General features: G+C 61.2%; 30 protein-coding genes and 1 tRNA gene. 11 read left to right on the plus strand and 20 right to left on the minus strand.

Annotated features, from left to right (window positions below):
* Nucleotides 1–70: 70 nt before the first annotated feature.
* From FCU66_RS13720 to moaA, 9 genes are all read right to left on the minus strand, one after another.
* Entirely contained in the window at nucleotides 71–892 is an 822-nt protein-coding gene (locus FCU66_RS13720) for an ABC transporter permease (protein WP_136622595.1), read from the minus strand.
* Nucleotides 889–1,608 (minus strand): ABC transporter permease, encoded by a 720-nt coding sequence (locus FCU66_RS13725; RefSeq protein WP_136622594.1) that lies wholly within the window; start codon nucleotides 1,606–1,608, stop codon nucleotides 889–891. The genes FCU66_RS13720 and FCU66_RS13725 overlap by 4 nt, the downstream gene beginning before the upstream one ends.
* A gap of 81 nt (nucleotides 1,609–1,689) precedes the next feature.
* A complete protein-coding gene (locus tag FCU66_RS13730; protein WP_136622593.1) occupies nucleotides 1,690–2,475 on the minus strand; it encodes an ABC transporter substrate-binding protein in 786 nt (261 codons plus the stop codon).
* 157 nt (nucleotides 2,476–2,632) lie between these two features.
* Complete coding sequence (gene mobB / locus FCU66_RS13735; RefSeq protein WP_136622592.1) at nucleotides 2,633–3,142, minus strand: molybdopterin-guanine dinucleotide biosynthesis protein B; 510 nt, start codon at nucleotides 3,140–3,142, stop codon at nucleotides 2,633–2,635.
* The gene (gene mobA, locus FCU66_RS13740) at nucleotides 3,139–3,771 is read right to left on the minus strand and encodes a molybdenum cofactor guanylyltransferase MobA (RefSeq protein WP_136622591.1); all 633 of its coding nucleotides are present in this window, start codon (nucleotides 3,769–3,771) and stop codon (nucleotides 3,139–3,141) included. Before mobA ends, mobB begins: the two co-directional genes overlap by 4 nt.
* Nucleotides 3,772–3,827: 56 nt before the next feature.
* Complete coding sequence (locus FCU66_RS13745) at nucleotides 3,828–4,748, minus strand: DMT family transporter (RefSeq protein WP_136622590.1); 921 nt, start codon at nucleotides 4,746–4,748, stop codon at nucleotides 3,828–3,830.
* Between the two features lie 121 nt (nucleotides 4,749–4,869).
* Nucleotides 4,870–5,229 (minus strand): hypothetical protein, encoded by a 360-nt coding sequence (locus FCU66_RS13750; protein WP_136622589.1) that lies wholly within the window; start codon nucleotides 5,227–5,229, stop codon nucleotides 4,870–4,872.
* A 119-nt stretch (nucleotides 5,230–5,348) separates the two neighbouring features.
* Nucleotides 5,349–5,822, minus strand: coding sequence for a hypothetical protein (locus FCU66_RS13755; protein WP_136622588.1), 474 nt, complete (start codon nucleotides 5,820–5,822; stop codon nucleotides 5,349–5,351).
* A 56-nt stretch (nucleotides 5,823–5,878) separates the two neighbouring features.
* The gene (moaA, locus tag FCU66_RS13760; protein WP_136622587.1) at nucleotides 5,879–6,874 is read right to left on the minus strand and encodes a GTP 3',8-cyclase MoaA; all 996 of its coding nucleotides are present in this window, start codon (nucleotides 6,872–6,874) and stop codon (nucleotides 5,879–5,881) included.
* Nucleotides 6,875–7,072: 198 nt separating this feature from the next.
* Between moaA and FCU66_RS13765 the strand changes: the two genes are divergently transcribed.
* Together FCU66_RS13765 and FCU66_RS13770 are read left to right on the plus strand one after the other, a co-directional pair.
* On the plus strand, nucleotides 7,073–7,426 hold the full coding sequence (locus tag FCU66_RS13765) for a gamma-butyrobetaine hydroxylase family protein (protein WP_109671237.1): 354 nt from the start codon (nucleotides 7,073–7,075) through the stop codon (nucleotides 7,424–7,426).
* Nucleotides 7,427–7,497: 71 nt separating this feature from the next.
* Complete coding sequence (locus FCU66_RS13770) at nucleotides 7,498–8,109, plus strand: pyridoxamine 5'-phosphate oxidase family protein (protein WP_136622586.1); 612 nt, start codon at nucleotides 7,498–7,500, stop codon at nucleotides 8,107–8,109.
* Between the two features lie 20 nt (nucleotides 8,110–8,129).
* Here the strand turns inward: FCU66_RS13770 and FCU66_RS13775 are convergent, their stop codons facing one another.
* Nucleotides 8,130–8,582, minus strand: coding sequence for a MarR family winged helix-turn-helix transcriptional regulator (locus FCU66_RS13775; protein ID WP_136622585.1), 453 nt, complete (start codon nucleotides 8,580–8,582; stop codon nucleotides 8,130–8,132).
* Between the two features lie 47 nt (nucleotides 8,583–8,629).
* Here FCU66_RS13775 and FCU66_RS13780 point away from each other — a divergent pair, with 47 nt between their 5' ends.
* Nucleotides 8,630–9,538, plus strand: coding sequence for an alpha/beta hydrolase (locus tag FCU66_RS13780; RefSeq protein ID WP_136622584.1), 909 nt, complete (start codon nucleotides 8,630–8,632; stop codon nucleotides 9,536–9,538).
* Between the two features lie 13 nt (nucleotides 9,539–9,551).
* Here the strand turns inward: FCU66_RS13780 and FCU66_RS13785 are convergent, their stop codons facing one another.
* Both FCU66_RS13785 and FCU66_RS13790 read right to left on the minus strand, forming a co-directional pair.
* Nucleotides 9,552–9,947 (minus strand): rhodanese-like domain-containing protein, encoded by a 396-nt coding sequence (locus FCU66_RS13785; RefSeq protein ID WP_056587731.1) that lies wholly within the window; start codon nucleotides 9,945–9,947, stop codon nucleotides 9,552–9,554.
* 77 nt (nucleotides 9,948–10,024) lie between these two features.
* Nucleotides 10,025–10,639, minus strand: a complete 615-nt coding sequence (locus FCU66_RS13790; protein ID WP_136622583.1) for a TetR/AcrR family transcriptional regulator — start codon at nucleotides 10,637–10,639, stop codon at nucleotides 10,025–10,027.
* 99 nt (nucleotides 10,640–10,738) lie between these two features.
* Here FCU66_RS13790 and FCU66_RS13795 point away from each other — a divergent pair, with 99 nt between their 5' ends.
* Nucleotides 10,739–11,485: a 3-oxoacyl-ACP reductase family protein gene (locus FCU66_RS13795; RefSeq protein ID WP_136622582.1), complete on the plus strand. Its 747-nt coding sequence runs from the start codon at nucleotides 10,739–10,741 to the stop codon at nucleotides 11,483–11,485.
* Between the two features lie 208 nt (nucleotides 11,486–11,693).
* Nucleotides 11,694–13,577 (plus strand): L,D-transpeptidase family protein, encoded by a 1,884-nt coding sequence (locus tag FCU66_RS13800; RefSeq protein WP_136622581.1) that lies wholly within the window; start codon nucleotides 11,694–11,696, stop codon nucleotides 13,575–13,577.
* A gap of 19 nt (nucleotides 13,578–13,596) precedes the next feature.
* Here the strand turns inward: FCU66_RS13800 and FCU66_RS13805 are convergent, their stop codons facing one another.
* The 4 genes from FCU66_RS13805 to FCU66_RS13820 form a co-directional block, all read right to left on the minus strand.
* On the minus strand, nucleotides 13,597–14,079 hold the full coding sequence (locus FCU66_RS13805) for a hypothetical protein (protein ID WP_168992218.1): 483 nt from the start codon (nucleotides 14,077–14,079) through the stop codon (nucleotides 13,597–13,599).
* Between the two features lie 76 nt (nucleotides 14,080–14,155).
* Nucleotides 14,156–14,896: a lysozyme inhibitor LprI family protein gene (locus tag FCU66_RS13810; RefSeq protein WP_246093890.1), complete on the minus strand. Its 741-nt coding sequence runs from the start codon at nucleotides 14,894–14,896 to the stop codon at nucleotides 14,156–14,158.
* A 111-nt stretch (nucleotides 14,897–15,007) separates the two neighbouring features.
* Nucleotides 15,008–15,265, minus strand: a complete 258-nt coding sequence (locus FCU66_RS13815; protein ID WP_136622579.1) for a PepSY domain-containing protein — start codon at nucleotides 15,263–15,265, stop codon at nucleotides 15,008–15,010.
* A gap of 154 nt (nucleotides 15,266–15,419) precedes the next feature.
* Nucleotides 15,420–16,574 (minus strand): hypothetical protein, encoded by a 1,155-nt coding sequence (locus FCU66_RS13820; RefSeq protein ID WP_136622578.1) that lies wholly within the window; start codon nucleotides 16,572–16,574, stop codon nucleotides 15,420–15,422.
* Between the two features lie 223 nt (nucleotides 16,575–16,797).
* On the opposite strand from FCU66_RS13820, the gene FCU66_RS13825 reads away from it, so the two are divergent.
* Nucleotides 16,798–17,010, plus strand: coding sequence for a hypothetical protein (locus FCU66_RS13825; RefSeq protein ID WP_136622577.1), 213 nt, complete (start codon nucleotides 16,798–16,800; stop codon nucleotides 17,008–17,010).
* Between the two features lie 496 nt (nucleotides 17,011–17,506).
* On the opposite strand, the gene FCU66_RS13830 is transcribed toward FCU66_RS13825, so the two are convergent.
* On the minus strand, nucleotides 17,507–19,180 hold the full coding sequence (locus FCU66_RS13830; protein ID WP_136622576.1) for a winged helix-turn-helix domain-containing tetratricopeptide repeat protein: 1,674 nt from the start codon (nucleotides 19,178–19,180) through the stop codon (nucleotides 17,507–17,509).
* 79 nt (nucleotides 19,181–19,259) lie between these two features.
* On the opposite strand from FCU66_RS13830, the gene FCU66_RS13835 reads away from it, so the two are divergent.
* Complete coding sequence (locus FCU66_RS13835; RefSeq protein ID WP_136622575.1) at nucleotides 19,260–19,697, plus strand: hypothetical protein; 438 nt, start codon at nucleotides 19,260–19,262, stop codon at nucleotides 19,695–19,697.
* Here FCU66_RS13835 and FCU66_RS13840 read toward each other — a convergent pair.
* Nucleotides 19,691–20,365 (minus strand): peroxiredoxin-like family protein, encoded by a 675-nt coding sequence (locus FCU66_RS13840; RefSeq protein WP_136622574.1) that lies wholly within the window; start codon nucleotides 20,363–20,365, stop codon nucleotides 19,691–19,693. The genes FCU66_RS13835 and FCU66_RS13840 overlap by 7 nt on opposite strands.
* Between FCU66_RS13840 and FCU66_RS13845 the strand changes: the two genes are divergently transcribed.
* On the plus strand, nucleotides 20,364–20,813 hold the full coding sequence (locus tag FCU66_RS13845; protein WP_136622573.1) for an RraA family protein: 450 nt from the start codon (nucleotides 20,364–20,366) through the stop codon (nucleotides 20,811–20,813). The genes FCU66_RS13840 and FCU66_RS13845 overlap by 2 nt on opposite strands.
* Nucleotides 20,814–20,987: 174 nt before the next feature.
* On the opposite strand, the gene FCU66_RS42805 is transcribed toward FCU66_RS13845, so the two are convergent.
* Complete coding sequence (locus FCU66_RS42805; RefSeq protein ID WP_136622572.1) at nucleotides 20,988–21,221, minus strand: GcrA family cell cycle regulator; 234 nt, start codon at nucleotides 21,219–21,221, stop codon at nucleotides 20,988–20,990.
* A gap of 461 nt (nucleotides 21,222–21,682) precedes the next feature.
* On the opposite strand from FCU66_RS42805, the gene FCU66_RS13855 reads away from it, so the two are divergent.
* Nucleotides 21,683–22,036, plus strand: coding sequence for a hypothetical protein (locus tag FCU66_RS13855; protein WP_136622571.1), 354 nt, complete (start codon nucleotides 21,683–21,685; stop codon nucleotides 22,034–22,036).
* Nucleotides 22,037–22,273: 237 nt separating this feature from the next.
* Here FCU66_RS13855 and FCU66_RS13860 read toward each other — a convergent pair.
* Nucleotides 22,274–22,347: transfer RNA gene (locus FCU66_RS13860), tRNA-Gln, on the minus strand.
* A gap of 412 nt (nucleotides 22,348–22,759) precedes the next feature.
* Here FCU66_RS13860 and FCU66_RS13865 point away from each other — a divergent pair.
* Complete coding sequence (locus tag FCU66_RS13865; RefSeq protein ID WP_136625416.1) at nucleotides 22,760–25,147, plus strand: beta strand repeat-containing protein; 2,388 nt, start codon at nucleotides 22,760–22,762, stop codon at nucleotides 25,145–25,147.
* 128 nt (nucleotides 25,148–25,275) lie between these two features.
* Nucleotides 25,276–25,936 (plus strand): hypothetical protein (locus FCU66_RS13870; protein WP_136625417.1); only part of this gene is annotated, 661 nt, incomplete at its 3' end.

Below are 25,936 nucleotides of genomic sequence, written 5' to 3' on the forward strand. Positions count from 1 at the left end.
TCTAGGCTCTGCGCTCAATTCGTCAAGACGCGTATGGCCAGATCGACTGGTGCAGCCGAACTGAAAATGGTCAGCGTTTCAGGTGAATGGTGATCCGGCGCTCGATCCATTCGACGCCATGGCGCAGGATCTCGACCATCACCAGATAGACGAGGGCAACCCAGATATAGGCCTGAATGTCGAACGAGTTGGCGAAGGCGAGCTTTGCATTGCCCATCAGATCATAGACCGTGATGATGGCGACGATGGCGGACGCCTTGACCATCAGGATCAGTTCGTTGCCATAGGGCCGCAAGGCGACGATCAACGCTTGCGGCAGGATAATCTTGCGCAAGGTCTGCAATTTGTGCAGGCCAAGCGAGGCCGCGCCTTCCCATTGCCCTCTTGGCACGCTCTCGATGGCTCCGCGCAGAATCTCGGCCTGATAGGCGGCGGTGTTGAGCGCAAAGGCAAACACGCCGCAGTTGAACGCGTCCTTGAAAAAATCCCAGAGGCCGACCGACTGGAGTTCGACCCTGAACGAGCCCAATCCGTAGTAGACCAGATAGGTCTGGACCAGCAGCGGCGTGCCGCGGAAGAAATAGACGTAGCAATAGGCGAGGCCGGACAGGATCCGGTTCTTGGACATGCGTCCATAGGCGACAGGCACCGACAGTATCGCGCCGAGCACCATCGATATGGAAACCAGCGCGAGCGTTACCCCAAGCCCTCGCAAATAGGCAGGCGCATATTTGGCGAAGAACTCAGCGTTCCAGGCAAGGTAGAGATAGCTGACGATGCCAAGGCCGAACAAAATCCACAGGCAGACCAACGCATAACCGACGATACGCCTGCGCGGCCAGCCGCGCGCCCGTGGCGGGGGCCGTTCGACCATGGTGGCTGCGGCGCTCATCGCTGGGCCTCCCGCCGGCCAAGCGAGCGCAGAATCGCGCTGGTGGCGAAGGACGACACGACGGCCAGGCCAAGAAAGACCAGGGAGGCAACGCCAAAGAACAGGAAAGCGTGCTTGGTGACGCGGGCGGCAATGCTGGCATTGCGCAGCGTTTCCGCAAGGCCGACGACCGACACGAGCGAGGTGTCCTTGAGCAGGCTGAGCCAGCAGTTCTCCAGGCCGGGAAACGCGATGCGCAGCAGCTGCGGCACGATCACCTTGCGCATGGTCAGCCAGTTGGAAAGACCGATGGCGTAGCCGCCCTCATACTGGCCTTTGGGAATGGCGCGGAAGGCGGAAAGAAAAACCTCGCTGGCATAGGACGAGAAGATCAGCGCAAGCACGATCATGCCAGCGACGAAGCTGTTGACGTCGATGGTGGCGTCCGGCCGGAAATACCTGACAAGATGCTGCAGCAGGATCGGCATGCCGAAGAAGAACAGGAAAAGCGTCACCAACTCCGGCAGGCCGCGAAACACCGTGGTGTAGATGTTGGCGGCAAGGCGCAGCGAGGGTTCTTCGGACTGCTTGGCGAGTGCAATGAAAAAGCCGATCGTCAATCCGATGGGCAGCGTTGCAAGCGCAAGCGCAACGGTGATCAGTGCGCCATAGGCGATATCGTCAAGCCAGCCATCGGGTCCCCAACTGAGAAGTGTCCATATGCTCTGGGCTGGCATCGACGAATCTTATCTCCACAGCGTTCCCGAGACGAATAGAAAGACGGCGGGGAAATTCCCCGCCGTCTTGACCCTAGTTTATCAGGACTCGGCGCCGAAGACGTCGAACTTGAAGTACTTGTCGTTGATTTCCTTATATTTTCCATTGGCGCGGATGGCGTCGATGGCCGAATTGAGCTTGTTGACCAGATCGGTCTCGCCCTTGCGTACGGCAATGCCGGCGCCCGGCCCGAAGATCTCGACCGGTTGCGGCGACGGCTGGCCGAGAATCTTGCAGCAAGCGCCATCAGGCGAATCCAGCCACTGCTGCAGCACGACGATATCGTCCTCGATGGCATCGAGACGACCATTGGCAAGATCTGCCTGCTCCTCGGGGCTGCTCGGATAGCCCTTGACGGTGCTGTCGGTGTAGGTCTTCGAGGCATAGTTGAAATGCGTGGTGGTGGTGGCAACGCCGATCGACTTGCCGGCGAGATCTTCCTTGGTCACGCCTTTCAGCGTCGAGTCTTTCGGCACGGCGAGCGCCGATGGGGTGTTGTAGTATTTGTTGGAGAAATCGACCTTCTCCTTGCGCTCGGGCGTGATCGACATCGAGGCGACAATGGCGTCGAATTTACCCGCCTGGAGGGCTGGAATGATGCCGTCCCAATCCTGGGCGACGAAGGTGCATTTGACCTTCATCTCATCACAAAGCGCCTTGGCGATGTCGATGTCGAAGCCAACGAGCTGGCCGTCGGCGGTGAGATTGTTGAATGGCGGGTAGGCGCCTTCGGTGCCGATCCTCAGGGTCTTTTCCTGGGCCTGGGCTACGCCGAGCGTCAGCAGCGCGGCCGATGCGGCAAGCGCGATACGCAGTGAAATACGCATGATGGTCCTCTCTTTATGGTCCCGGCCGTCGTTCCAAACGGCTCTGTGGGGCGGTGCTTTTGACCGCCCGCTGGCGCGATACTCCCACTCTTTCCAAGAAAAAAGCAACTGCAAAACCACAAAAATGGGCAAGGCTATTCTGCCGCTGCGTCAGCGCTCAAGCAACGAGCCCAGTGGTGCGCTCGATGAAGTCGGCTATCGACTTTGCATCGTCGAGATCGAACACCGGCAGCTGCTCGCCTTCAGCCGCGAAATCGGCGGCGACGGCGACGATGTTGGGATCACCTGCCGAAAGCGGCGTGCGGTCCTTCGCTTCCAGCCGGCGGGTTTCGATCTTGCGGTGGGCTTCGCGCTTGTAGCCTTCGACCAGCACCAGATCGCAAGGCGCAAGCCGCGACAGAATAGCCTCCAGCGTCGGCTCATCCTCACCGCGCAACTCATGCATCAGCGCCCAGCGGTTTCCCGACACGATCGCGACTTCCGTGGCGCCGGCCTGCCGGTGGCGAAAGCTGTCGGCGCCCGGCTTGTCGATGTCGAAGTCATGATGGGCGTGTTTCACCGTTGACACTTTCCAGCCGCGCCGGACGAGTTCGGTGACCAGTTTCTCGGTCAATGTCGTCTTGCCGGAGTTTTTCCAACCGGTGATGCCGAAGACGCGTCTGTTCATGGCTTCATGCTCTGCAACAGACGCTCGGCCCGGACAAGGTCGTCAGGCTCGTTGATGTTGAAGAAAGGGTCGACCGGGCGGCCCGCCGATTGCGGAACCGGGAATTCCACCTCGACAAAACCGTGCCGGTCGATGAAAGCCGACACCCGTCTGTTGTCCTCGTCGACCAGAAAGCGCCGCAAGGCGTCGCGACAGGCGAGCGGCCAGAGCGCGAAGGTCGGGTGCCGTTTGCCGGCCGAACAAGCGACGGCAATCGAATCTGGACTCTGATCGGTGGCGGCCGCCAGCCGTTCAACCAGATCCGGCGGCAGGAAGGGCGTGTCGCCGGCGGCGGTGACGATCACCTTGCGAGCAGTGTTGGCAACGGCCCATTCGAGGCCGGTGAGGATTCCGGCAAGCGGCCCGGCAAAGCCGGTCACCGTGTCGGCAAGCACCGGCAGGCCAAAACGCGAGAACCGTGCCGGATCGCCATTGGCGCTGAGTGTCAGGGGGGCGGTCTGCCGGCCAAAGCGCGAGACGACCTGGTCAAGCACGCAGCCGCCGCCAAGCGGCAACAGGCACTTGTCGCCACCGCCCATCCGTCTTGATTGGCCGCCGGCCAGAATGATCCCCGCAATGTCTCGCTTCATGCCATGAAGCCTGTACGCCAGCCGCCGGAAATCACAAGAACCTTCAAATGACCTGGCTAGATTCCGTCGGGCACCATGGTCGGCCCGGTGCTTTCGGCGACGATCTTTCGCCGGCCGACGATCCGCTCGCGGTAGAGCGCATAGAGGCCGGAGCCGATGATGATGGTGGCGCCGACGATCATCGGCAGATCGGGAATATCGGCGAAGATGAACAGGCCAAGCAGGATCGACCAGATCAGCGCCGTGTAGCGGAACGGCGCGATGAAGGAGATGTCGCCCGCCCGCATCGCCATGATGATGAACTGGTAGCCGATCAGCACCAGGACAGCAGCCAGGGCCAACAAGGCCGTGCTGTTGCCCGTCATCGGTGTCCAGCCTCCCATCGGCGACAACAGCACCGCGCCGACAATTGTCATGGCAAGCGCGGTCGCGGTCGACACCAGCAATGTCGGAATGGCCTTGGGAATCCGCTTGGTGGCGAGATCGCGCACCGCACAACAGGCGACGCTGGCCAGCGCCGACAGCGAGTAGATGCTGAACCCTTCGAAGCCCGGCCGTACGATGATCAGCACGCCGGCAAATCCGATGGCGATGGCCAGCCAACGTCGCCATCCGACAGCCTCGCCGAAGACAAGTGCCGCCCCCATCGTCACCGCCAGCGGCAGCGCCTGCAGCACCGCCGAAACATTGGCGATCGGCAAATGGGCGAGGGCGACGAGAAAACTCACCGTGGCGCCGGCCTCGCTGATCACGCGCAAGGCCACCAGCGGCTGCAGCATCGAACCCGGGCGGGAGAGCGCGCCGCGCTGCCAGGCGAGCAAGCCGACGAAAAGCGAAGCGAAAGCCCCACGGATCAACATGACCTGCGCCATGTTCATCGATTGCGACGAGTATTTGGTAATGGCGTCGTTGAGCGTAAAGCCGGCCATCGCCACCATCATGAACAACGCGCCGCGAAGATTTGGAGACAGGGGCAAGACGATTACCGGTTCCGCTTTGCAGCAAGCCTGTAACAGCCGGGCATGAAACAGCAACAGCAAAGGGCTGGGCCACAGCCTTGTTTGTGGCCCAGAAGATCGCCTGCAATGGCGGCAGAACTTACTTCTTCGGCGTCAGCACCTCGGTGCCATTGCCTTCCTTGCCGGCGATCGTCCACAGACCATGCAGCGAGCCGTCGTCCATCATCTTGTAGACGACGAGGCCGATATCCTTGCCCATGACATAGCCGGCGGAGAAGGCGTCATCGTTGCGCATGCAGATGCCATCGGAAGATGAGCCGCCCGTCTCCCAGTGGATCGTGCAGGTCGTTCCGCTGGTCAGCGCGATGGTTGCCTCGCCGCCATAGGGCGATCCATCGAAATTGGTGCCGGCGACGGTATAGGTGCCGCCGATCGACTGGGCCGCCGCGGGCAGGGCGGCGAGGCCCAGCAGTGCAAGAGAAAGAATGAGTTTGCGCATGGTGTATTCCCCCTGTGAGCGAAGAGCCGCTTACAGGGAAGGCTAGGCTGGAACAAGCTGGCCGTAAATCCGGCTGCGGTTCGCGAACAAGACTTTTTCTGGGGTGTGGTCCGAAACCGTCATGGCCCCTTGAGACTGCCGGCGATGGCGCCGACCAGCGGGTCGTATTTCGACTTCAGGGCCGGCGGGTAGTCGACCCAGACCGTGCGGATGACGCCATCCCCACCGAACAGGCGCCGCTCGTAGAAGACCTTCCCATCCTTCAAGCCGGACAGCACTGCCCAGTCCTTTCCGGCCTTGCTGTAGGTGACCTTGTAGCCCGGCTCCTTGCTCGCCTTCTCCGCCGCGACAAAGCCTTTCGGCGTATCGTCGTCGACGTTGAGGATGCCCGAGCAGATCAGGCTGGCACCATCGGCACTCAGCCATTGCTGTCCGTCGCCATTGTCGGGCTCGGGCTGGCGATCTGTGAAGACATCGTCGGGAAAGGTGCAGACGGTGCCGAAGCGCTCGTTCACATAGGTGAACGGCGCGGCAATTGCGGTGCTCGCCGCGAGCGCAGCGAAAAACGTCCCGATTGAAAAGAGCTGCCGCATGTCTTGCCCCGAAGTCGATGACCGCACGGCAATTCTTGCACAGATCGGCGGGAAGGTCAGCCGCCGGTGACGCTCATGTGGCGCGACACCGATGGGCGGCTGGTGCGGCGGTCGATGATGAAGTCATGGCCTTTCGGCTTGCGGCCGATCGCTTCATCTATTGCCGCGGCGACCAGTTCGTTGCCTTCGGAGGCCCGCAACGGTGCGCGCAGGTCAGCGGCATCTTCCTGGCCGAGGCACATATAGAGCGTGCCGGTACAGGTCAGCCGGACGCGGTTGCAGCTTTCGCAGAAATTGTGCGTCATCGGCGTGATGAAGCCGAGCCGCCCGCCGGTCTCACCGACATGGACGTAGCGCGCCGGGCCGCCGGTCTTGAAGGGAATGTCGGTCAGCGTGAACTGGCGTTCCAGCGCCGCGCGCAGCAGCGACAGCGGCAAATACTGGTCCGTGCGGTCGCCCTCGATCTCGCCCATCGGCATGGTTTCGATGACCGTCAGGTCCATGCCGCGGCCATGCGCCCAGCGCATCATCTCGGGCAGTTCGGCGTCGTTGAAATCCTTCAGCGCCACCGCGTTGAGCTTGACCTTCAGCCCGGCCGCCTGCGCGGCATCGATGCCTTGCATGACCTTGTCGAGATGGCCCCAGCGGGTGATTTTGTGGAATTTGTCGGCATCGAGCGTGTCCAGGGACACGTTGATGCGCTTGACGCCGCAATCGGCGAGTTCGGCGGCAAAGCGCGACAGTTGCGAGCCGTTGGTGGTCAGCGTCAGTTCTTCCAGCGCGCCGCTCTCGAGATGCCGCGACAACTGGCGCACCAGATGCATGATGTTCTTGCGAACCAGCGGCTCACCGCCGGTGAGGCGCAATCTCCTGACGCCCTTTTCGATGAAGACCGTGCAGAGCCGGTCGAGTTCTTCCAGTGACAGCAGGTCTTTCTTCGGCAGAAAGGCCATGTCCTCGGCCATGCAATAGGTGCAACGGAAATCGCAGCGGTCGGTGACCGACACTCTGAGATAGCTGATCGTGCGACCAAAGGGGTCGATCATGTCCATGCTTCAAACGCTTCCCGTGGCCCTGAACGGCGTCGTTATATACCGCTATGTGATACGATCCGGCCGTTCATTCAAGATACCGCTTCTCGATCTTTGGTAACATCCCTCAGCCGACATCGCATGTCGGTCGGCTTATCAGGTCTTTTCCCGTTTGGCGAAGCGGCGTAGGGAAGGGTGGATGATACGGGATCGCACAGCATGACCGCACCGAAAGAACTCAGGGTCTCGAAGGACCGCAAACTGCTGTCCGTCACCTTTCCCGACCATCGGCCGTTCGAATTGCCGGCGGAACTGCTGCGCGTCGCCTCGCCATCGGCCGAGGTGCAGGGCCATTCGCCCGAACAGCGGGTGACGGTTCCCGGCAAGCGCAATGTGGCGATCCTGAAGATCGAGCCGGTCGGCAACTATGCTGTCCGCATCACCTTCGACGATTTCCACGACACCGGTATCTTCACCTGGAATTACCTGCACACGCTCGGCCACGAGAAGGATGCACGCTGGGACGCCTATCTCGCCGAGCTCGCGGAAAAGGGCTTGAGCCGGGACCGCTAAGCTATCCCGACATTGTCGTCAAAGCGTCATCGATGTGGGGTAACGCCGGCAAAGGTTTGGAGACGAAAAAGATGTCCGTCATCACCACGGTCGAGCAGCTCGAGGCGCTCTATGGCGTCCCTGGCGAGGCCTCTCTGGTCAAGGAACTCGACCACGTCATTCCAGAATATGCCGCCTTCATCGAAGCCTCGCCCTTCGTCGCGCTGGCGACCGGCGGGCCGGAGGGGCTGGATTGCTCGCCGCGCGGCGATCTCGCCGGCTTCGTGCGCATCCACGATCCGAAGACGCTGATGATGCCGGACCGTCGCGGCAACAACCGCGCCGATTCGCTCAGAAACATCATCCGCGACCCGCGCGTCGGCCTGCTGTTCCTGGTGCCGGGCTCCGGCACGACGCTGCGCGTCAATGGCCGCGCTCATATCACCACGGACACAGCGCTGTGTGCGTCATTCATGGTGGACGGCAAGGCGGCGCGATCGGTAACCGTCGTCGACATCGATTCGGTCTACTTCCAATGCGCCCGCGCCATCGTCCGCTCCGAACTCTGGAACCCGGCAAGGCACGTCGACCCGAAGTCGCTGCCGACGCCCGGACAGATCCTGGAAATCACCAGCCGCAAGACCATCGACGGCGAGACCTACGACAAGGAATGGCCGGAGCGGGCGAAGAAGACGATGTGGTAAGCTCAGGGCTGAAAGGGTGGCTAAGCCTCCTTCAGCACCTCATAGATCTTGCGCATCTGCTCGCCGATCATGTCGCACTGTTCCGGCGTCGACTGGCTCATCGCCTTCTCGATCAGCGCCATATGCACTTTCAGCGCCTGCATCAGCAGCGCCTCGCCGGCCTCGGTGAGTGCGAGACGCAAGATGCGCTTGTCCTTCTCGTCGCCTTCGCGGCGCAACAGGCCGCGCGCTTCGAGCTGCGGCAAAAGCATGGTGATGTTGGAGCGGCCAACGAGCAGCTTGCGGGCAAGGTCGTGCTGCGACATGCCGGGGTGGCGATAGAGGTTCATCAGCACGTCGAGCTGCGCCGGCTTCAGGTCGAGCGGCGCGAGTTTTATCGCCAGCGTGCGCTCCAGCACATGGCAGGCGCGCGCCACCGCGACCCAGTTGCGAAAACGCGGGTTGTCCCAAGGTAGCTCTTGTTTATTGTTCATCTTTGAACTATTATGTTCATGCTTGAACGTATGGATGGATTCTCACTATGGCATCATTCGGGCTGAAGGTCATCCGGGGCGTGTTTGGTGCGGCCGAGCGTGTCGCGCCACGCCTGACCGGGCGCGCGGCGTTCGAATTGTTCTGCCGCACGCCGAGCGTCAAGGCGCTCAGCGACGGCGAACGCCGCGCCATCGATCGCGCTGCCGAGTTCATGACCGAGGCGCGTCATCACCGGCTGAAGACCGCGACCGGCTGCGTCATGGTGCACGAGTTCCGCCCGGAGCCGGGCAGGGCAGTCGCCGGCACGGTGCTTGTCGTCCATGGCTGGCGCTCGCGCACCGAATACATGCGCGTGCTGATCGAAGGCTATCGTGCCGCCGGCTACAGGGTCGTTTCGCTTGACCTGCCTGGCCACGGCCAGTCGCAGGGCCGGCGCTTGAACATGGTCAATGCCGTGGATGCGGTGCGGGTCGCCGGCGAATGGTTCGGCCCGTTCGTGGCGGCGGTCGGTCATTCCTTCGGCGGCGCCGTCGCCGCCAATGCCATCGCCGGTTCGGTCAAGAACATCCCGCCGCTGGCGGCCGGACGACTGGTGCTGATCGCGGCGCCAAGTTCCCTGCCGGCGATCTTTGCCGACTTCAGCCGCATGCTCAATGTCGGCCCGCGCTCGCAGGCCGCCATGGCCGACCGTGTCGAACATCTTTCCGGCCGGCCGCTGCACGAATTCACCGGCGACCGCCAGCTTGCCCACGCGCCGGTGCCGACCCTGGTCATCCACGCCCCGGACGACCGCGAAGTCTCGGCCGATCATGCAAGGCGCTATGCCGGCGCCGGCGGCCATGTTCGGCTTTACTGGGCTGATGGGCTCGGCCACCGCCGTATTCTCGCGGACAAGGGTGTGGTCGAACGCGCCGTCGACTTCGTGACGCATCGCGAGCCGTCGCTGCTGCATTGAGCGTCGATCGAGGCTATTTCTTCTTCTCGCCGGGTTCGACCGGCAGTCCGGCCGCCTTCCAGGCGGTGTAGCCGCCAAGGATGTGCTTGACCGGCGAAAGCCCCATGTCCTGCGCCGTCTTGGTGGCCAGCGCCGAGCGCCAGCCGCCGGCGCAGAAAAAGACAAAGCTCTTTCCCGAGGCGAAGAACGGCTTGTGGTAAGGGCTTTCGGGATCGATCCAGAATTCCAGCATGCCGCGCGTGACATGTTTGGCGCCGGGAATCCTGCCGTCGCGTTCCACCTCGCGAGGGTCGCGCAGATCGACGAAGATGGTGTCCTCATCGTCGAGCAGCCCGGCTGCTTCCTCCGGCGAAACCACCTCGATCTCGGCGTTCGCCTCGTCGAGCAGTTCGCGATAACCCTTTTTCACGCTCTCATCCCTCCCGGCCTTGCTGGCCCCCAGCGTTGCTGGCAAGTCCGGATTTCGAGCACAACAGCCGGCGTTTGTCACGCCGCCACGATGCCGGCCATTGTCTTCCAGGCAGCCATGGCCCCGGCCACGGTTGCCAGCAGGGCAGCGTGCGATGCACCGTCGCGGGCCTGGATCGACATGCCGTGCTGAACCGTGGCGAAGAAGGTCGCGGCGGCGCCGCAGTCGAAATCCGCCGGCAGTTCGCCTTCGGCAACACCGCGCTCGAGACGCTTTTGCAGGGCGCTATGGTTTTCGGCGCGACGGCGGCGCAGATCGTCGCAGATGGCGCCGCGGCTCGAGTCCTGATGCAGCGCGCCGAGTGCGATCAGGCAGCCCTGCGGGCGATCGGTCTGCGCATAGGCTTTCGCCGTCAGGCACAAGAATTGTTCGATCGCCAGCCGCGCTGTCGGTGCTTCCTCCAGCGCCAGCCAGATATCTGCCCCTTCGGTGCGCGAATAAAGCTCCGTCGCCTCCAGGAACAGCGCCTCCTTGCTGCCGAAGGCGGCATAGAGGCTGGGCGAGTTGATGCCCATGGCGGCGGTCAGCTCGCTCATCGATGCGCCTTCGTAGCCACGGGCCCAAAAGACCTCCATCGCGCAGCGCAATGCTAAGGTTCGATCGAAGGTGCGGGGGCGGCCTCGTTCCGACATGACGCTCTTTTCTGTGTTGATCGATACATAATTCAGTTGACGCCGACGGGCAAGGCTGACAGATATTTATGTATCGATCATTACAAAAAGGAGAAATCGATGTCATCCAATCAACTGGGCGGCAAGGCCGCGCTCGTCACCGGCGGCAGTCGCGGCATCGGTGCGGCGATCGCACGACGGCTCGCGGCCGACGGCGCCAGTGTCGCGCTGACTTATGTGCATGGTGAGGAGCAGGCCCGCGCTGTTGTCGCTGACATTGAGGCCAAGGGTGGCCGCGCCATTGCGATCAAGGCCGACAACCGCGATGCCGTGGCCATAGACAAGGCCGTCGATGACGCCGTGACCGCATTCGGGCGACTCGACATCCTGGTCAACAGCGCCGGTATCTGGCGCGCCGCGCCGATCGATACGCTGTCGCTCGCCGATTTCGATGAAACCATGGAGGTCAATCTCAGAGCTCCGTTCATCGCCTCGAAGGCAGCGGCCGCGCATATGGGCGAGGGCGGCAGAATCATCTCGATCGGCAGCAATCTTGCCGAACGGGTCACCGACACCAGTCTTGGCGCCTATTCGACCAGCAAGGCGGCGCTGGTCGGCCTGACCAAGGCGCTGGCGCGCGACCTCGGCCCACGCGGCATCACCGCCAATGTCGTTCACCCCGGTTCGACCGACACCGACATGAACCCGGCTAACGGCCCGCATGCCGAACACCAGCGCCAGAAGATGGCAACGCCTCGCTTCGGCAAGGCCGAGGACATCGCCGGCATGGTCGCCTGGCTGGCAGGGCCGGAAGGCCGTTTCGTCACTGGCGCCGCGCTGACCATCGATGGCGGCGCCAACGCCTGATCCGCAATGGATTTCGCGGCTGGAGCGGAAACACCCCGCTCCAGCGTCACGATGTTGTGAAACCGTTCTGCAACAGGCGTTCCAAAATTTATGAAAGCTTAACGAAATCGGTATGAATCAGTATAGTCGCGCCTTACATCCGCCATGCGGTGAGCGGGACGATCTAGCGTGCGGAACGGGAACCGGTTGCGGCCGGAGCGGGTGATCCATGAAATTCCTCGGAAACAAAGCAACCGTGATGCCGCTGATGGCGATCACGGCGACGCTCGCTTTCGGTGTGCCTCAGGCAGGCGCGCAGGGGCTCTTCGACATGCTTTTCGGCGGCGGCGTCAAGCGCGCGCCGCAAGGCGAGTTTCCGCCCCCGCCACCGAAGCACAAGCCAAAAGCCCCGGCCGGCGCCGGCGGCGGCGTGAAAATCAGCAGCCCGTCCTACTACACCTACAAGGCCGATCGGCTGGTCCGCATCGACTTCTCGGCGCTGACTGCAGCGCCGCAGCCGGCGACCCCGCAGGACGCTGCCTTCGTTCCGTCAGCCACGGGTGCCGCGTTTCGTGATGCGGTTGCCAGCTTGGGTGACTACGAACTCTACGCCGAGCCCGACATCGCCAAGGCGCTGATCGCCTTTTACTCGGCCAATCCGGATTTCATCTGGGTGACCGGAACCAGCCTCAACAGCCGTGCGCAGGATGCGGTGCGCGTCCTTGGCGAGGCTGAAAGCTATGGCCTCACGCCCGCCGACTATACGGTCGAGGTGCCCGCTGCCGGCACATCGACGGCCGACCCCAATGCGCAACTGAAAGAGCTCGTCCGCTTCGAGATGGCGCTTTCGGCGCGCGTGCTGCGCTATGCCCACGACGCCCAGAACGGCCGCGTCGAGCCCAACCGCATGACCGGCTACTATGATTTCCCGGCCAAGCCGCTCGACTTGCAAGGCGTGCTGAAGACGCTGGCGCATACCCAGGAAGTGCGCACCTATCTCGAATCGCGGCATCCGCAGAATGCGGAATACCAGGCGCTGCGCGTCGAACTGGAATCCCTGCAGGCCAGTGCGGAAAACGAAATCGTCGTCGACCCCAAGCTGCTGCTGAAGCCCGGCGAAACCAGCCCCGAACTGCCGAAGCTGCTGACCCTGATCGCGCGCAATCTCGATGACGAGACGGGCGGCGCCTATGGCGAGATCCTGTCCAGGCTGGCCACCAGCGAAGTCTATGACCCGGAACTGATTCCGGTCATCAAGGCCGTGCAGCAGAAGGCAGGCATGAAGGGCGATGGCGTCATCGGGCCGCGCACCGTCGCGACGCTGGCCGGAACATCCAAGGCCGACAAGCTGCTGAAGGTGGAAGTGGCGCTGGAGGAACTGCGCTGGCTGCCTTCCGATCTCGGCAGCCCGCGTGTCTTCATCAACCAGCCGGCCTTCACCGCGAGCTATATCGACAATGGCGAGGAAAAGCTGAAGACGCGTGTGGTCGTCGGCCGGACCACCAACCAGACCGCCTTCTTCTACGACCAGATCAAGCAGGTCGATTTCCATCCCTATTGGGGTGTGCCGCAGTCGATCATCGTCAACGAAATGCTGCCCAGATTGCGCAACGATCCCGGCTATCTCGACCGGGCCGGCTACGAGGTGACCGATTCGCGCGGCAAGCGCATTCCTTCGTCGGCGGTCAATTGGGGCGCCTATGGCGCCAACATCCCCTACAGCGTGCGCCAGCAGCCGAGCGAGGCCAATGCGCTGGGCGAGCTGAAGATCCTGTTCCCCAACAAGCACGCGATCTACATGCACGACACGCCGCAGAAATCCTTCTTCCAGCGTGACATGCGCGCGCTCAGCCATGGCTGCGTGCGGCTGCAGGATCCGCGCGGCATGGCGGCGGCGGTGCTCGGCACCTCGGTGGACTATATCGCCGAGAAGCTGAAACACGGCCACTCGACCGAGAATGTGACACGCACGATCCCGGTCTATGTCGCCTATTTCACCGCATGGCCTGATTTGTCCGGCAAGGTCGAATATTTCGACGACGTCTATGACCGCGACTCGCGGCTGAAGCAGGCCCTGGACGCCACCGAGGCGGTGCGTTCGCCTTCGAGTTGAGGCAGAAACCTCTCGGCCTCTAACGCTCCGACAGCGGTCGCCGGAAGCCGGCGTCCCGCCCGGCGATCAGCCAATAGAGCAACCCGGCGACAAGGCCGGCAGAGGCAATGATGCCGATGTCGGCCCAGCGCTGCGGGTCCATGTCCTCCGGCGCACTCGGCCAGATCAGGGCGAAGCCGCCGACCGCGGCGGCGGCGCCGAAGACCATGTGCAGCAGGACATTGCGCAACGAGAAGAACTCGGCGATCAGCGCGAAGATGAGCGTCTGCAGTGCGGTCACCACAATCGTCAGGAAATAGACGAACATGCCGAGCGGCGGCACCAGCAGGACCGCGATCGGCGAAACGCCCATGACGTCGAAATAGTCGGGCGCGTTGGGCAAGGAACTGAGCGCGGCGTAGATGACCGCGATGGCGATCAGGCCGACCAGCACCGACACGAAGTAGCCGGCTAACATCATCAATATGCGCTTCAGTACATGCTTCGCCGTCGCCATGCCCATCCCCCAATGCGGCGCCTAGCGCGACAGTCAGCCATCAAAGCGAGACTGGCGCAAGGGGAGGCGCCCCTTGGCAGGTTCAGGCGCCGCCGCACAAATGCTGCGAATCCGGCAGGGCCCAGCTGCCTTTTGCGACCCGGTCCAGCGAATAATAGACCCGGCCGCGCTCATCGTCCCTGGGGCAATCCCTGGGAATCGAGATCAGGCACATCTCGACCGGTTCGCCGACCTTCGAGGCAGCCAGGCCCGGCTCGCGATCGTAGGAGACGGCGGTGCCGCCATTTGTGAACGTCGCGGCACTGCCCGCCTCGGGACCGGCCGTTTCCAGCGGGTCGTCGCCAAGCCGTGTGGTGAGCGTCTCGATATGGGTGGACGCGCATTGCCCGATTCTCGAGGGCAGGGGCTGGTCAGTCCCTGCCGGGTTGCGCGCGGCGGCTTCCAGCGCCTTCTTGCCGATCAGCGCGATGTTGTAATCCTGCACCCATGACTGCGCATCGCCATAGGTTTGCAGCGCGTTGTTCAGCGCGCTGACGATGCAGGCCGTGTCGCCCCCGCAAGCATTGCGGTCGGCAATCAGCCCGCGGGCGATCATGCGCTTGTCGCCGCCGAATGCCGGCTCGAAATCCTTGAAGGCCTTTGAGATCAGCAGATCGATGGCCGACAGCTGCGGATCGGCACAGATCGCCTTTTCCGCCGACAGACGCGCCTTGCGGCAGTCGAAGGATGGCCCGTCGGCCCGCGCCGGAACGGAGCCAAGGATGGCGCCGGCCAGATTGAGGGCGAGCACGAGCAGAAAACAGGTTCGAGCGGAAGATCGCATGCATGCCCCCAAGCCAACAGAAATTGCCCAAGGCGCCGCCAGCGCCTTGACCTGGATATCATACGCCAAGGATGGACAATTTGGGGCGAACCCGTCGTCTGCCGGCGTCCCTTATTTTGGCTCGGCCGTCACGGGATCGTAGGTGATTTCGACCTTTGCCTTGTCCGACGTGTAGTAGGTGACGGTGTAGGCGCCGCTATCCCAGTCGACCTCTTTCACATAGCGAAAGCCGTCGCGCTGTTCGACCTTGGCGATGATCTCCGACAATTTCTTGGCATTGGGCTGCGGCAGCGGAGCATCGTCCGCGGCAAAGGCCGGCCCACCGGCGAGAAGAATGGCGACGCTGGTCGCCAGCAGAAATCTGGACATGGCTTTCCCTCAAGGTTTTGCCGGACAGAAACTCACCGGCAAGCCGGTTTGTTCCCTCACCCTGGAGACTTGCGACCCTTAAGACTTGCGATCATTCGATTTGACGATCGCACAAGGTGCGCCGCATCGATACCTGGCCGGGAGAGCCCGTCAGTCAGGTAATATCCGCCGATGTGTCGCTTTCAATCCGATACAGTTCTTCCACATAGCCCCTGCGGAGCCAGTAGGGGCTCCTGTAGGTGCGAACAAAACTCCGATCTGCACCCAGCAGCTTTGATACGTGAAGAAGCCGCGCGCCGCCAGCGATGAGTTGCTCGCCCTCATGATTGATGCTGAGGAAGAAGCCCGATGTGATGCGCTTTATCTGTTGCACATATTCGTCAAAGATGCGGCGATTGATTTCCGGAAATGAATCCTGGTTGGCGGTGACCCGGAAGGTGCCGTCTGCTTCATTGGAGCAATTCCAGTTCGCTCTCAGTTTGATGGCGTCGCTGCGCGAGGGCTCGCCTTCAAGGCAAACGGCTTCCTGGCCGAGGGTTCCGATCAAGAAGTAACCCGACAGGACGTTCACAATTGGAAGGTCGAAGATCGTAACGTCCTTGCGGCCCATCCGGTTCAGGTAGAATGCAGCAAGCCCGAGCCCTCCGCCAAATTCGCAAATCCGGTCTTCGGGTGCGGCAATGTCTCGGATCCGGGTTGCCAGATAGAGTGCGTTGATGTGCCTGTAGTGGAGCAGGCCATCCCTGATTTTCAGACCGGCGACATGAACCGGCCCCTCAGGCGGGATGATGTGTATGCCGAGTTGAGCTTCTATGGCGTCCAGGATCTCGTCGGGATCCTGGAGACTATTCTTGCCCCATTTCCCGTCCGTCCCCTGTTCGGGGCTTTCCACCGACAGGACGCCGAGCGCCTCACCCAGGCAGAGCAACTTGTCGAAATAGCTGTACGCAACAAACTGCTCGTCGCGATCCCAATACGTATAGCCGTCTATTCCCGTCGTAATTCCGCCGAACCAGGTGTATTCCTTGCCGAAATCGACCAGATAGCGCGACAGTTGCTCCGCATCCTCGGCGTGAATGAGGCTGAACATCTGACCGAGATTGTCACGCATCAATGCGGACCAGAGGTCATCGTCCGTGATTTGCTTGAGCCGGCTCTCCTGCAGCATGGTCGCCTTGTATGCGGCAATCAGGCGGCGACACGTCACCACCATCTCCGGGTTCCATTGGGCGTCCTTCTTGCCGAACGGCAAGGGGCGAGCTTCGCTCCCGATCGGATGGACTAGCGTGTGGTGGAAAACATCGTTCATGAGTCCAGTTGTCTAACGGCCATTGAGAAAGCGGGCAATTTCAATCTCTCTTCCACAATCCCTCGTCCACAATCGTTTCCGAAAAGCTTGCCCAGTGCAACCCTGGTTCCCAACAGGAATCAGGGTCACGTTCCGCTTGTCCACGAACCTCCGGACAATCCAGGGAGACGATGCGGGCTGGAGCTGAGCGCTCGCCGGATGCCATTGCATCCCGGCCGTTTCCGTGTCCGTGCAGAAAGCCCGAGCGCTGGAACCGGAACGCTACACGGTCTATTGCGCCGACGACCGCATCGAGGTCTCGTTCTGGGATGTCGAGCAGATGAAGGTGCGGAACGGCTCCGACGTCTGCCAGTTCCAGAGTTATACGAGCTACAGCAGCGCGCTGAACTTCGCCCAGAAGAATTTTGGTGGGGAAGGGGCGGACTGTAGTTGTTGACGCTGGTTTGGAGTGCGGCATTCAGGAAAATCGAAGGTGGGCGATGCAAGGGCACCCGCTAGAGCAATTCCAGGAAAAATGTGAAACGGTTTTCCGTCTGGAATTGCCTGAAAACAAAGAGATAGAGCGGTTCGGCGTTTCCATGAAACGGTGAACCGCTCTTGGGTCAAAACTCAATCAGCATGCGGTCGCCAATGGCTGCGAGAGAGTCCGGTTCGGCTGGAGTGTTGCCATTCGTCTCGTCGATCCGAACGAGCAACTAGCGCCACCTGCGGAAGTTCGAGGCATCGCCGATGAACGGCAGCCGTCGGGCCGGTTCCAGAAGTTCGGGTGCGAGCGCACCATGGCGCAAGTCGGCCCCATTGCCGACTTTCCCGCACCCAATATTCCTGTCAAGGATGATCTTGTTTTGAGGGCAACCACCGCCACGACATAAAGGCTTCAACGGTTTTTATGCGGCCAATCGGACTTCCGCCGGGCCGCATACGGTCAGCCGTCACTCCGGCAAGCCCGCGATCCGCATGTCTTTGATCCAGCGGTCGAGGCTTCCGGGGGCGGTCCAATTCTTCTCCCACTGCTTGCGTTGTTTGCTGATGGAGTCGCCGGGCGAGTCTTTGAGGAAAACCGCAAGCGCTTCCTTTGCCTCCCGCTGGTTTCCCAGACAAGCGTAGATCCCCGCAAGCATTCGGTGTGCGCCGATCGGGATTGGGGACATTTTCCGCATCGCCGTTAGCGCAGCCCCGCAATCGTTCTTTTCATAGAGCGCCCAGCCCATGTCCCAGTTGTACCAGTCGGGGTAGAAGGGATCGATGCCTTTGGCCTGCTCGATCCGATCGATCGCTTCGTCGGTGCGGCCGGCAAGGAGCAGCGGGGCCGCACTGCCCTCGAGGATATTCGAGGCGCTGGGGTTCAGGGCGATCCCCTGATCGAACTGCGCAATGGCCTGCTCGATCTCTCCGGCTTCACTATGGATTTGGGCGCGGATTTGATGCGCGTTGGCATCGTCCGGAGCGAGCAGGATGGCCTTGTCGGCGTACTCTGCGGCCCGCTTCAACGCCTCGTCGGGATTGTTTTCCTGCTTGTGCCAGAATACCGAGTCAAAGCGATAGGACCAAGCCAGCCCGATATAGCCGAATTGGGAGTTCGGATCCGCTTCAATCGCCTTGAGGCTGAACTGCCGCAGCAATTCGTTCCCCGCGGCAGAAAAATCCTTTTCGTTCGCGGCAGACCCCATCAGGAGATAAATGAGCGCGCTAACCCGGGCGGCGTCGCTCTGTGGCAAGGGTCGCTCGATCCTTTGCCCGACCCGAGCCGCAAGCGTGCGGATGATCTCCTCCTGGACGACGAAAAGATCGCCGATCTCCCGGTTGTAGGTGTTGGCCCAGACATGCGATCCGTCATGCGCATTCAGCAACTGGGCGGACACTTTCAGCCGGTCTCCGATCTTCTGCTGGCTGCCTTCGAGCAGGTAGTCGACGCCGAGCTCATCTCCAATCTGTCTGGCGTCGATCGGCTTACCGCGGTACTTGAAGCTCGAGTTCCGGGCGATGACGGCATAAGTCTTGCTCCGCGCCAGCTCGGTGATGATCCCCTCGGCAACTGCATCGCTGAGATATCCCTTGTCCGGACCGGCACTCATGTCGTCGAAGGGAAGGATCGCAATCCTGGGCATGTCGCTCGAACGAACGGGAGCGGCTCGCCATGCTTCCGCGCCGTAGTACGCGCCGATCGCTGCCGCAACGAGAGCGAGTGCAGCAAGAATGAAGCCGCGCTGCGAGAATCGTATCTTGGCACGTTCCGTGCCGGCTGCGGCGTTTGGGTCCGCCGCGTCCGACGGATCGGCATTCAGTCGGTAGCCTCTCTTTGGGACGGTTTCGACGATCACGTGGGCGTCATCCCCCAATGCGCGGCGAATATCGGCAATGCATTGAGTGAGGCTGTCTTCGGTCACGAAGGTATCGGGCCACACCGCCTGCATTATCGCATCCTTGGACACGATTTCGCCTGGTCGCGCCGCGAGCACGGAGAGCACCTCGACGGACTGGCTGCGAAGATTGACCGCTTTGCCTTCGACGGTTCGGAGTTCTTTGCTTTTCGTCAGGAAGGCAAAACCGCGAAACGCTATCGTTTCAGCAGATTTCGGGTCAATTTCAGGAGCCTTTCGGGACATTTCACCCTCTTGGCGCGCTTCCTAGCATAGCCCATTCGGCCGTCGCTTTCCAGCAGCACCGGATGGGACGGAGGACACCATGAATCGCACCAAGCTCATCATGGCTCTCACTCTTCTTTTGGCGACGCAATCGGCCGCAGAAGCGGATCCCCGCATCGCGAGATTCTGCGGCCCTGACCATGTCAACGAGGTTGCCCCGGACGACGTCCGTCCCAACCCAGGCGGTTATTGTATCGCCAGCCTTAAGTCGATGGATGACCGGGCCATGTTCACCGCCATCGCTGTCACAATCCTTCTGACCAACCAGGGGGAGCTAATCAGGCTCCCCCACGTGAAACCCATGGCCTCCATGGCCGATTGCAGAGCTTGGACCCATCAACAGGAGTTCATGCGCGGCCCCCCCGGCTATCTCGCCACCTTCCATTACTGCGACTACGCATCAGTGGCTAACGTACGAAGCGGTCAGCGACCTGTCCTGCTAACCGTGCACCCGCTCAGCGCACTGCGCCGCTACTGACCAATATGCGACGCGACCGACATCATCGCCTCAGAGTTCGGGTGGGCGCCCAAGCCGCCATCGAAAACCTCGGAGAACGTCCAGCGAACGACGCCGTTGCGGTCGAGCAGGAACTGGCCCATGAGCTGGCCCACGCCGGTCGCCATCATTTGCTGGTCCGCTTCAGTGATATCGTAATTGTCTTTTTTGTTCAGATATTCGAGCGTGGCAAACGGATCCATCGGCTCAGGCATTTCGCCCGGCACGTTGAGCCGCATCGCCTTCACATCGCTCATCGAAGCCTTTTGCGGCCATGCGCTCTCGTCTTCGGTGATCTGCATATTGGGCAATCCAAAGGCGCGGTGTGAAACGCGCTCCGGATCGGATGCAGCAAGCAAACCAACCATCGGATGGTACCGGAGATAAAGGCGCGCCCGCTCGATGGGCGTGTTCACCACCGTGAGGGTTTCGATGCCCTTTGCGTTAAGGGCTGGTGTGAGCAGCGAAACCGTCGCGATATGACGCCTGCAAAACGGACAATGCAGACCTCGATACAGCCCAACCAGCACTGGCTTCTCGCCGCGGAAATCGTCGATAGCTATCTTGCCCTCGCGAGTAATTGCGTCGAGTACGAAATTGGGCGCTCGTTCGCCCAGTTGCAGAGGGCCTACGTCGGCGCGGTCAGACATGCTTGATCCTCCTCGCGTGGTCAATCCAGTAACGAAAGCGCGGCGGTACTTCAGGCTCCAGCCCGTGTTCGGCACACACTTCCTGTGCGCGTTGAAATTGCAATATAGCACAGAGATGGGCGGACGTTGGGGCGCTACCTCAGTGTCGGCACTTTCCGAGCTTGATTTCCGCCATTTTCGCGTCTTCATCACGGACGGCCTCGTCCGCGATGTTGTCGGAATCGAAGCTGTCGGGCTGCCGGTTTACTGCGCCAGGATCATCGCGAACTCGCCGGCGCGCGATGGTCCAGGCACTATCGGATTTCCGGTGGTGTTGGGAGGAGTGACTATCTCGCCGGGAGACATACTGATCGGCGACCGCGATGGCGTCGCCGTGGTGCCACGCCTGGCGGCTGAGACAGTGCTGGCGCGGCTTGCCCGCCGTCAGGGCGGCCGAGCAGGCTCTTGATGCCCAGGTGCGCCAAGGTCTGGACATGCCCGACTTCACTGAGGCCGTCCTCAAGTCTGACAAGCCGCGCTTCGTTGACTGAAATTGGGTCGCCGAATTGCAAAAGAGATTTGAGGGGCCGACGTAACAGACCCACCGCCAGCGCGCGAAGGACTTAACCCACCAAAACGTAACCTATGCGGCGCGTCGTTGAGCGGGGAGGAGACCTGAACGGGTTCGACGAGGGTCGACGGCGGTCACGATGCCGTGGTGGTGATCGCAATAGACGCGATCCGGCGAAGTTGGCCCGGCACAAAAACGGTAACCGCCGGGTACTGATGGGTCTTCGCTCACCGGGAAGCGGCACTGATAGACGCCTAGCTGAATGAGGGGGACGTCTCTCGAAGTTGGTCTGATGTTTTCAGGCATGGTTTTCAGGTTCCTAGTTCATGGCCACTACCGGCTGACGGCCGCAGTGCGACAGCGTCGGGGCGAGCTTCTCTCGTTTTGGAGGGCTATGGATCACCATATGGTGTTGGTCGCAGCGTCAATGAAGCCCGGGGGCCTGCTTTCGGGAGCCAGTTGTTGCGACTTAAGGACACACTTGCCGCTGGCGTGCGGTTGACAGCGCGAAGGCACCCGGCGGGCGATGTTGTCGTCCCACTGATCGCTCCGCCCCCGGGTTAATCGGCAGGCGGGGTGAGGGGTAGGCCCCAACGCTGCGCGCTTTCGGTTTTCAGGGCCCTCAACCGGCCAGCCCCAGGAGGGCGAGCTGCGGGAGCGAATACATTTTGTCAGCAGACAGTGTGGTCGCGTCCCAGAGCATCTCTCCGAACCGTTGCGCCGGTGCTATGGTGTGCCTGCATGATCACACAGCAGGGATATGAGGCATGCCCGAAGTCACCCGCCGTACACTTCTTGCGTTCGCCGCCGTGGCCTCGGTCGTTGAACCGACGTTTGCTGAAGGGGAAGGTGCCTCGCCCGAATTGCAGGCGCTGATCGGAGCCCATGAAGCCAGCTATGTCGGGCTTCACAGGGTTGTTCATCAAGCCGGCAGCAGCAGCCACGAACGCAAGAGGGCAGACCGGATTGAACAGGAAGCATTGCTGGCCATCTGCTCCTATCCTGCAATCAGCCGAGGCGACCGCCGGGCTAAGGCCGATTATCTGTTGATCGCTGAGGCTCGGGGTGAACTCGACCTTGAAGAGCACATGCAGGCCATCCTGCACTCGATGAAGCGCTGATCGCGGCTCGACCGGCGCATCTCCACAACCAGACATCGCCGACTTTACCACCATGGCGCACGTATCGTGGTTTTTTGGTGCACAGCTTTTTCTTCCAGGCAGCGGCAAATCGGTGGGCTGAAATGGTCATGCATTCCGGCCGCCGCTTCAATATCCGTGGCCATATTAGACAGCCTACGCCACAACTAGAAGGGAGAACAAAACTCCCAACCAAGCGGCCAACTGACACGAAATAATTGGCTAAGGAAGCCTGGATTCGAACCAGCACCAACGAAGTCAGAGTCCGTGGGTCTACCGTTGCCCTTTCCTCGGCAGCCGCTTGTCGCGCAGGGTGGGCCAAGCAGGCGCGCGCGCCTATCTCCTTACGCCTACTGTGGGCGCGCGCTGTACGAAGGTGGTACGCTAGCAACCTCTATTAACGTTTGACACCGTGCTAGCACGGGGACCAGTGTAGATTGGTAATAAGGGAGGATACCGCGCCGGGCTAACCCGGCTAACCCGCGCGACTTGTTGGGTTTTTTGCTCAGCGGCATATCCTTGGTCAAGCAATTGCTCGCCCAGGCTGTGGCGCTCCCTTGCCTCGCTTTAGCAGAGGAGCGGGCATTCGCCGTCTTGCGCTCATGTTCCTTTAGCTCACGCTAGAAGAAGTTCGTCGCTTTATCCTCCTTGACAATCGCTGGTCAGGCTCCAGCCGCCAGTTACCTTGAGGAGGAGGGATCCGCCATGGCCAATATTGCCGGAACATCTCTGAGTGAGAGGATCAATGCGCTTGGAACCTATTACTGGGACGGAGCCAACTGGGTTTTCCTGAATTCCAAAGGCACAACCACTGGAGCGGACATTGTCCATGCCGGGGGCGGAAATGACGTGGTCGATGGCGGCAAAGGCAATGACAGTCTATTCGGCGAGGCGGGAAACGACCTGCTGATCGGCGGGTCCGGCAATGACCTGGTTGATGGCGGAGTCGATGACGACATCATCTATGGCGGAACGCAGACGGCAAACGCCACCGGCTCCGGTACTGACGATCTGCGAGGGGGTCTCGGGAACGACGTCATCCATGCCGGCGATGGCAATGACAAGTTGAGCGGCGACGACGGCAATGACAAGCTGTTTGGCGAAGCCGGGAATGACGAGCTTAGCGGCGGTGCAGGCGCTGATGTGCTGGTGGGCGGAGCCGGTGCTGACAAGCTAGATGGCGGTGCCGGGGGCGACCGTTATGTCCTAAATTCCGTAAGTGACTCACAGGCCACCGCAGCCGGCGCTTTCAACAGCAAAACGGGCGATGTCATTAATGGCTTCACATCAGCGGCTGAGACGGCAACGGTATCTTTGCAGGACAAAATCGACCTGCGTGGCCTTGTCAGTCAGATCGGCCATGCCCTGACCTGGAGCGGCGCGGCTCCGTCCAATTACGGCGTCTGGTCTTCCATTTCTGGAGGCAACACCTTCGTCAACGTCGATACGACGGGCGACCATATCGCAGACGTGGTCATCAAGATAACCACTACAGAGACATTGACTGCCAGCGACATTATTACCGATGCTACGGCCCCAACGGTGTCATCGACTGCTTACGGTACGCCCGGCGGATCGCTAAATGCTGGCGATGCGGTGACCCTTACCGTGACCTTCTCGGAAGCTGTTCTTGTTTCGGGCGTGACACCGACTCTAACCCTGAACAGTGGTGGCACAGCGACCTATCTGAGCGGCTCGGGCAGCTCGACACTGGCTTTCACATACACCGTTGCCGCCGGTCAGAATACCTCCGATCTCGCTATCACGTCGCTCAATCTCAATTCCGCAACCATCACGGATGCAGCAGGCAACAACGCCAATGTCTTCGGCGCTGCGTCCAACCCATCGGGGATTCTGATCGTCGATACGCTGGCGCCATCGGCACCCGCAGTAGCACTGGTCGTTGATAGTGGAGCCTCGAATACCGATCACGTCACAAACAATGGCGCGTTGAGTGTGACGGGTATTGAGACCGGTGCCACGGTCGAATACTCCATCGATGGCGGCGCCCACTGGCAGAGCACGTTCACGCCTCAATTCGGTCTGAACTCCCTGGCGGTCCGGCAGACGGATGCTGCTGGCAACTCCTCGATCGCAACTGACTTTGTCTTCTCACTCGTTCAGGAGGGATATGTCATTGATGGCTACATAGCAGGCGCCACTGTGTTTGCCGACGCTGACGGCAACGGTCAATTAAACCTTGGCGAGTATTCGGCAGTTACTGACAACTTCGGGCACTTTGTTCTACAAGGGGGATCAGGAGACCTTATTGTCATTGGCGGAACAGATACTTCGACCAATATAGGCCTGACTGGAAATCTCACGGCACCATCGGGGTCAGCGGTCGTTAGCCCGTTGACAACGTTGATCACGCTTCTGGTCAACGACCCGGCTTCAAATTTGGATGTCGCAGCCGCCGAAGCAAGGGTGCTTGCCGCCTTGGGCCTTGCACCGCAAGTCGATCTTCTGACACTCGATCCCATCACGGCAGCTTTCCAGAACAACGCGGATCCCTTCCTTGCTGGCATTTCCGTCCTGAACACCGTCAGCATGATGGCGGCCGCAATTGCCGGCGCCGGCGGAGACCAGGATGGCGCGGCAACCGATGTCTTTGCGGCTCTTGCAAACCAGATATTGGGTCTTGGCACAGGGGAAGTTCTAGACCTGACGAATTCGTCGACGATCGGTGCGATCGCTGACGCTGCAGCGAATAATGCTCTGGATGCCGATCTCCTTCAGGCCCTTGAAGACGTCGTAGTTGCCAGCAATCAGACATTGGCGGATGACGCTGCGACCGCTTCAACGCCTGCGCAATTGGTCACAAACGCCACTGCCACGGCTTTCGTTGCCCAGGGTGACGCATCCAATGCCTTAGCCGCGGCGGCAGATGACGCCGGCCAAATCGGCAGTGTCGTCAATACATATACTGGCAGCGGACTTGATGCCGCGGTGAATTCCGCTCTGAGCCAGGTCGGTAGCATTACGCCCGCCGTGCAGGAGCACGCTGCCCTTACGGGGGGAACCGACAATTTCGGACCATCGATCCTCAATACGACGGTTATATCGACGGCGCCGAGCCTGAACNNACGCTGAATGCGACGGCGCCGAGCCTGAACCCCACGGACAGCATCGACCTTGGGGGTGGCTATGACGTTCTGGCGCTGTTTGGGAATGGCAGCTTCGACCTGAATGGGCCGTCGGTTCTGGCGGGCGTCGATGAGGTGCGGCTGACCTATGTGGGCGGTTCCGGCCCCTCCGCGCTCACCCTGCGCGACGGGATGGACGTTTCGGTGAGTGTCAGCGGTTCCGGCAACGAGACGTCGATCTATCTGTCTTCGGGCAATGTGTCGCTCGACCTGGACGGCATCAATGGCGGCTTTTATCATTTGTCGAGCGGCACTGCGATCATTGATGGATCGGATAGCGGCTTCGACGACTCAACCTATTATTTCTCGACCGGCGAGGCCACGATCTCGGACGCCAACGCCGGCCGCAACCGCTATTATCTGTCGAGCGGCGCTGCGACCATCCACGCGGGAGGAGCGTACGATTACGATTCCGACCGCGGCTACAATTACTATTATCTTGCCGATGGCACCTATGCCCTGCACGGGGCCGATGCCAACCAGGATATCTTTGTCCTGAACAATGCCGCGCAGCTTCAGGCGGGTAGCCTGATCGATGGTGGCACGGGCAGCTACAATGAGGATGGTTCCTATCTTCCAATAAAAGACACGGTCGTGTTTAACGGCGCCTTCGACATCACGGCTCCGTTTTCGACGGCGATCTCCAATATCGAGGCCTTCTCGATCGGCGGCACGCTCAAGGTCAACCAGGCGAACCTGGCGGGCATCAGCTCCATCAGTGGCGGTACGCTCACCA

It is taken from the genome of Mesorhizobium norvegicum (assembly GCF_004919685.1).
Lineage (GTDB): Bacteria > Pseudomonadota > Alphaproteobacteria > Rhizobiales > Rhizobiaceae > Mesorhizobium > Mesorhizobium norvegicum.